Source organism: Sphingobacteriales bacterium, from assembly GCA_012517435.1.
Taxonomy (GTDB): Bacteria; Bacteroidota; Bacteroidia; order CAILMK01; family JAAYUY01; genus JAAYUY01.
The window spans coordinates 1-6,416 of sequence record JAAYUY010000075.1 but is presented as its reverse complement, the minus strand read 5'-3'; the positions used below and the strand labels follow the sequence as shown (position 1 = coordinate 6,416).

At 38.0% G+C, this 6,416-nt stretch carries 6 protein-coding genes; 2 read left to right on the top strand and 4 right to left on the bottom strand.

Annotated features, from left to right (window positions below; translation table 11 throughout):
* The first annotated feature begins 241 nt into the window (after positions 1 to 241).
* Complete coding sequence (locus tag GX437_04305; protein NLJ06878.1) at positions 242 to 595, top strand: carboxypeptidase-like regulatory domain-containing protein; 354 nt, start codon at positions 242 to 244, stop codon at positions 593 to 595.
* 58 nt (positions 596 to 653) lie between these two features.
* The gene (locus GX437_04300) at positions 654 to 1,109 is read left to right on the top strand and encodes a toxin-antitoxin system YwqK family antitoxin (GenBank protein ID NLJ06877.1); all 456 of its coding nucleotides are present in this window, start codon (positions 654 to 656) and stop codon (positions 1,107 to 1,109) included.
* Between the two features lie 4 nt (positions 1,110 to 1,113).
* On the opposite strand, the gene GX437_04295 is transcribed toward GX437_04300, so the two are convergent.
* The 4 genes from GX437_04295 to cysQ all read right to left on the bottom strand — a co-directional run.
* Positions 1,114 to 1,935, bottom strand: a complete 822-nt coding sequence (locus GX437_04295) for a 2,3,4,5-tetrahydropyridine-2,6-dicarboxylate N-succinyltransferase (GenBank protein ID NLJ06876.1) — start codon at positions 1,933 to 1,935, stop codon at positions 1,114 to 1,116.
* Between the two features lie 11 nt (positions 1,936 to 1,946).
* Positions 1,947 to 4,616 carry a hypothetical protein gene (locus tag GX437_04290; GenBank protein ID NLJ06875.1) on the bottom strand — a complete coding sequence of 890 codons (2,670 nt, stop codon included), beginning with the start codon at positions 4,614 to 4,616 and terminating at the stop codon, positions 1,947 to 1,949.
* A 122-nt stretch (positions 4,617 to 4,738) separates the two neighbouring features.
* Positions 4,739 to 5,497, bottom strand: coding sequence for an SIMPL domain-containing protein (locus tag GX437_04285; protein ID NLJ06874.1), 759 nt, complete (start codon positions 5,495 to 5,497; stop codon positions 4,739 to 4,741).
* A gap of 172 nt (positions 5,498 to 5,669) precedes the next feature.
* A partial coding sequence (cysQ, locus tag GX437_04280; GenBank protein ID NLJ06873.1) for a 3'(2'),5'-bisphosphate nucleotidase CysQ occupies positions 5,670 to 6,416 on the bottom strand: 747 nt, incomplete at its 5' end.

The following is a 6,416-nucleotide window of genomic DNA, read 5'->3' as shown; positions in this document are numbered from 1 at the left end:
TAATACGGTTACTGGTTATCAACTTAATTTGTTTTCAGGTTAATTCCTGAGGCTTGATTTTTAAAATTCCATTTCTCCCTTTCTTTTTGCGTTTATACTATCATTTTTTTACTTTTGTAAATTATTTTGGACAGCAGTGATCGGTGCTTAACAATTTATTAATACAACAATAAAAATTTTATAAATCTAAGGTAATTATATCGTTAAAACAGACAGATATTTTTGCATCAAATTCAAAATTATGAAACAGACAATCAACTTTATTCTGGCAATTATCTTTTTAACGAATGTTGTAGTTTTTTCCGCAAATGCTGATGGCAATGAAAAAAACAAAAACAACCAAAATGTCAGAGTAAAAGGTCAGGTCATTGATAAAAATTCAGGAGAAACACTTGCCGGAGTGCAGATAAAGATAAATGGCCTCAATTACACCGTAACTACAGACCTGGATGGAAATTTTTCAATTCCGGAACTTCAGCCGGGCGAATACACCCTTGAACTGACCTATATATCCTATAAAAATGAGACTGTCAGCATAATGGTAGGATCAGATAAGGAAATTGTCGATCTGAAAGTTAAACTGGAGTCGAGATAAGACATATCTCATATAATTTCCGAAAACAATTCTTTCGTATTTTTGAACCCCAAAAAGCATGAAAAAAATAGTCCTGCTTTGCCTGATGGCCATTTTTTCGGTTTATCTCCATGCTCAGATAATTGAATATCGTGATGGCCGATATTATATTGATAATAAGCCTTATACCGGCCTTTTTACCGAGTATTATGAAAGTGGAGCCAAAAAAACAGAGATTATGCTAAAAGATGGCTATCCTCATGGTGCTACAGTGCTCTATTATGAAAACGGGGAGATTCAGGAACAACGCTATTACAACAAAGGGAAAAAAGACGGAACCTGGCTGACTTATGGAAAAAACAGGAATGTAACTGCTCAGGCCAATTACAAGAATGACCTCAAGGATGGAATGTGGATTATCTGGGATGAAAACGGCATTAAACGGTACGAAATGTACTATGAAAAAGGGATGAAAAAAGGTAATTGGTATATGTGGGACGAAAACGGAAATCTGATTCAGGAAAGGAAATATTAAGCAGTTAAACACTTATTTCAAAATCTCTCAGGGCATCATTTAAAGATGTTTTTAAATCAGTAGATTGTTTTCTTTTTCCAATAATCAAGGCACAACTGACCTGAAAAGTCCCGGCAGAAAACTTTTTGGAATAGGTGCCTGGAATAACAACAGAATTTGCAGGCACAACACCTATTAAAATTGCGGGTTTATTGCCTGTAACATCAATGATTTTTGTGGAAGCGGTAATGGTCACATTTGCAGCAATGACTGCCCCTTCTTCCACCCTTGCCCCTTCGACAATAATTGCACGGGATCCGATAAAACAATTATCTTCAATAATTACCGGTGAAGCCTGAATTGGTTCAAGTACCCCTCCGATGCCGACACCTCCGCTCAGGTGGACATTTTTACCTATCTGTGCACAACTGCCAACAGTCGCCCACGTATCAACCATTGTGTTTTCGTCAACATAAGCACCGATATTTACATAAGATGGCATCAGGATAACCCCCTTTCCCAAAAAACTGCCGTACCTTGCAATGGCCTGAGGTACTGCTCTTACACCCGTTTCGGCAAAGTTTCTTTTCAATGGTATCTTATCGAAATATTCTATATCGCCAGCTACTATCCTTTTATTTTCATGTATCGGAAAATATAGTATAATGGCTTTTTTTATCCATTCATTTACTTCCCATCTGCCATATTTCTTTTCGGCTACACGCAGCCTGCCTTTGTCGAGCATATCAATTACGTCTTCAATAACATGTATATTTTCCGGGTTTTTTAAAAGGCTACGGTCTTCCCAGCATTTCTCTATGCAGTTTATGATGTTTTGATAATCCATAATCTTGATTTCTAATATCTTGCAACAAAAACTTTATTTTCTGAAGTTCCAACCAGATCAGGGACATCGTCTTTGTTCAGGTCGTAAAAATTGTAATATTTACTGCAATCAACAGGGAAATTTCGTTGAGGTATTCCCTGAAGATCGGTCAGATAGAGTTTTCCGGTGAATTCATTGTAATAAGATAATAAATAGCTTTCTTTTGTTAAAACAAGCTCTGGTTTTTGCGTTGAAAATGATTCCAATGAAACGGAATTCATGATTTTCAGATCATTATTGTAACAGACAAGGGATGTTTTGTCGATGAAGATGAGCTCATTGCGTTTGTCATTATTTATATCGTTATACAGGAACCATGTTTCAGATGACCAATTGGCAAGCTTTGTCATTTCTTTTTTTCCGTTCAGGTAAATTTTCCATGTATTTCCGGCAGTATCAAGAGAGATAAGGTAAGAATCATCCTTGTCGATGCCGTTATTGCTGTAAAAAGGATTAATAAAGCCTGACTGTGTTTCAGTGGGTTTCATTATCTGATTTCCTTTTAAATCCCAGATAAACAAGCTGCCGGTGGCTGTCTGCCCATAAAAAAATAATTTACTTCCCATTGTGAGGTATGAAACAGGGAAGACAAGATTATCGTCCATTTTCTTTGCATTCCAGCCATTAAGGGGTTTGGCCGAAAGGTCATAACCGTAAACACATTGATTTTGGGTACCGATAAAATATTTGATTTGGTTTCCTTTAGGAGGTTGATAAACACCTAGCCCTGTTACAGCTTCATTTCCGATGCGTATCGGATAATTGGCCACATTTCGGCCCAGGCGGTCAATACATTGCAGGTGAGTGGTGGTGGCAAACAGGTATTGATATTTTTTGTTGTTATAGAAGTCAATCATGTAAATATCGCCCTTCAATGCGTTTCCGATAGGTTTTTTCCATTGTAATTCCCCTTCTGAAGAAATCAGATACAGGTTATTCAGCTCATCCATGATAAGAATTTCAGGCTTGTTGTTGTTATGATTGATTACAATGAAGGGTTTGGAGGCGGGAAGGGTATCAAGTTGAAAATCCCATATTTTCTGCAAAATACGTGCTTTGGTATCGTTGTGCCCGATCACCAGCTCAGCATAAACATTGTTCATGATGTTGGCCATCTGGAAAGCAACCGGCCCGAAAGAAAGCAGAAAATTCTGAGACTTGTACTTTCTGAGCCATGTCTCATTCAGATAAATGTCAAGAATGTTTATGGCCCTTACCGGATTGATGTATATCAGTAAATTTCCATCTGAGGCAAGTTTTTCGGCAGTGTTGTTAAATTCAGTTGAGGATGAAAGTGTATGTCCTAGCGAATAATCATCTGAGAGTTTTTGCAATATATCTGAACTGGCAGAGAAAACAAGATAATCACGAATGACACAAAACCATGCTTTTTCGGGCATGTTAAAAGTTTTTCCCAGTAACATTCCCCAAAAGCCTGCAAGCTGAGTGGGATAAAGCGTTCGATTATTATAAGTCAATGGGATACGCTCATCTTTTTTGTTGTAGAATAGATTGACAGCCTCTGTGGTGGCATCTGTTTTAAACCATATTGCCTGACTTTTTGCCAATTCTTCCGTGATGGGTTCCGTAATGGTCAGCGAAATATTCTGGTTGATTAATGGGAGGATTTCTTTTTCGGCAGAAACATTGAATTTTTTTTCAAAGTTTTCAAAAACTGCCTTTTTTTCTTCTTTTAACTGATCCCAAAAAATCTGATAATCGGAAAGGTTGTAAGAAATTAAAATAGCGGTTGACAAGGAGGCGGCTTTGGCTATGTCGGAGCGGCATCCACTCTGGTCGCGAAACCTATCGATAAAATTCAATATGCTGTCTTTGCTGCTGAGGTTTCCACGCAAAAGAAAATCATGGTCGCTTGCCTCAAAATTAAAATGACCATTGGTGGCAAAGCCAATGATATCTTTTGTCTGCATGATTCCTTTTTCATTCAGAAAAATATTGAAAAGTGCAGGCAACTGACTGAAATTGACATATATATTATCTTCAGGATTGAGGATATTTTTATTACCTGAAATTTTTCTGACAGGATTCAGGTTGGTATAAAATGCCCTGATGGCATCTTCAACCAAAACAGCATTCGGACTCAAAACAAGAAGGCCTCCCACAAATGCAAAAGCAGCTCTGACCTCATTTTCTTTCTGGTGTAGTGTGTAAATCGTACAATTACGGAAGGTGTGTGAAGAAAATTTCTCATTCGCCTGCAAGGGAAATAATGACTTTATTTTTGACTCATCAAATCTGTTTTTCGTTGGAATAATAAACAGGAGATCAAGGCGTACAGCAGAGGTTTTGTGCAGGCTTAATACGGTTTTGCTATTGTTTATATACCGGTAAATATCTTCATGGTTTCGGATTACGGAGTCAATCTGACGTAAGCTGCTGTTGAATTTTCCGACAGAAGGATAAGAAGCAATATTCAGCCAGAATTTTTTACCTGTCAGGTCTTCGATGGCAGAGCAAATATTGTTTCCGGCAAAATAAAGAATGGCATTTTCAGGCATGGCCAACAGAGGAGATTGTTTTTTCTTGTTTAAACCGTACCAATTGGTCAGAGCTCCTCCGGCAATAGCCAGAATAATTATACTGACAGTTACAATGAAAAGTATCAACTGGCGCCTGCTCATGGCAAAAATGTTTTGTTATTATTCAGTTAAGCGTTTTTTTTAGTCGCTAAAATTAAGTAGCGTCAATGCTTCGTAAAATATTTTTAATCAACAATTTCTGATGAAAACAACTTCTCAGCCGGCTACCTGACAGAATATTCAATATTGACGACTACCCTGACTTTTTTAAATACATCGAGGACACTGGAAGGATAATAACCGCCTTCACCTCCCTGGCCTGAGTAGTAATCATCACGGTCGGTAATGGTAAACAGACCCTGACTGGCTTTTTTCAGGCTGCCAAGTTTTACGCCACTTTCTTTAGTAAATTCAAGTGCCGCCTTTTTCGCATTTTGTGTGGCTTCTTTCAGCATTTCGGGTTTTATATCTTTCAGACGTGTAAAAATATACTGAACGGCAGGCTGATAATTATCTGTATTTGAAATCACTACACCTGCCTTTACCAGTTCATCTGTCATCCGGCTGACTTTCTGAATATTGTCAACATTGGTCGATCTGACCTGCAAGGTGTTTTCAAGAATATACCTGAATCCGCCCATGTTTGGCTCCACATATTCACGGGCAAGTTTATCACTGACACTCAGATCCTGTTGGAGGATTTCTTCAGTTTTGATGCCATTTTTCACTAAAAATTCAATGATTTTTGACTTGTTGGTTTCTATCTCTTGACTGCCTGTACTTAAGTCGTTGGTCGTAATTCTGATTTTAATAGTCCATACAGCCAGATCTGCTTTAACCTCCCGCTCTGAGAATCCTTTAACTGAAATGGACCGGTCTTCTTTATTGAACCGCTGTATAGCCCTTCCTATAAAATAACCATTAATCCCCAGGCCAATAATCAGTCCGAGTGCGATAAGGAATGATTTGTTATTTTCTTTCATCTCAAAAATTTATATTGACAAATACTGAATTTTTCCAGATTAATGCATACATTCGGGATACAAAGATACGACTTATGCCAAGAGGATATTAATTATCTTTCTCTGGAGATTCTTTTCAAAAAAACAATAAACTCATTCTTTTATCCCCTGGAAATTGCTTTAAACAGCATGGTCAGGGAATAATTTTTCCTGTTGCCAGAAAATAAGGATTTAACAGGTTTTCCTTGTTGTAAATCAAATTTTTACCGGAATAAAATTCCACTACTTTACCGCCTGCTTCCTTGACAATGCAATGTGCGGCAGCAGTATCCCATTCCATTGTGGGTCCGGTACGGGGATACAGATGTGCTTCCCCACTGGCAATGAGCATAAATTTTAATGAACTTCCCATGGAAGTAGTTTTTACATTTCTGAACTTTCGGATATAATCGTCAGTTTCCTGATTGGCATGGGAGCGGGAAGCCACTATTGTCAGGTTTTCATCGGCAAGAGAAAAGGAAGCAACCTGAAGACCCGTTGTTTGCCCGTTACAGACCTTAAAAGCACCTTTATTTTTTTCAGCAAAATATAATTGGTTCAGGCAAGGAGCAAAGACAATTCCAAGGTATGGATAACCATTGTAAATCAATGCAATGTTAACTGTAAACTCACCGTTGCGGGAGATAAATTCTTTGGTGCCATCCAGCGGATCTATCAACCAGAAGAATTCATATTTTTTTCTTTCAGAATAGGGAATTTCTTTGTTCTCTTCTGAAATAAGCGGAATTTCAGGATAAGCTTCCGACAGATACTGGCAGATGATGTTGTTGGAAGCTTTATCGGCCAGTGTAAGAGGTGAGCGGTCGCTTTTGTATTCAACTTCAGGAAAGTGCTGAAAATCATGGTATATTTCGAGTATTTTCGTTCCTGCCTGAACAGC

Bases quoted from the DNA above. Each gene is read 5' to 3' on its own strand.
- GX437_04305 (NLJ06878.1), top strand. From the start codon at position 242: ATGAAACAGACAATCAACTTTATTCTGGCAATTATCTTTTTAACGAAT.
- GX437_04300 (NLJ06877.1), top strand. From the start codon at position 654: ATGAAAAAAATAGTCCTGCTTTGCCTGATGGCCATTTTTTCGGTTTAT.
- GX437_04295 (NLJ06876.1), bottom strand. From the start codon at position 1,935: ATGGATTATCAAAACATCATAAACTGCATAGAGAAATGCTGGGAAGAC.
- GX437_04290 (NLJ06875.1), bottom strand. From the start codon at position 4,616: ATGAGCAGGCGCCAGTTGATACTTTTCATTGTAACTGTCAGTATAATT.
- GX437_04285 (NLJ06874.1), bottom strand. From the start codon at position 5,497: ATGAAAGAAAATAACAAATCATTCCTTATCGCACTCGGACTGATTATT.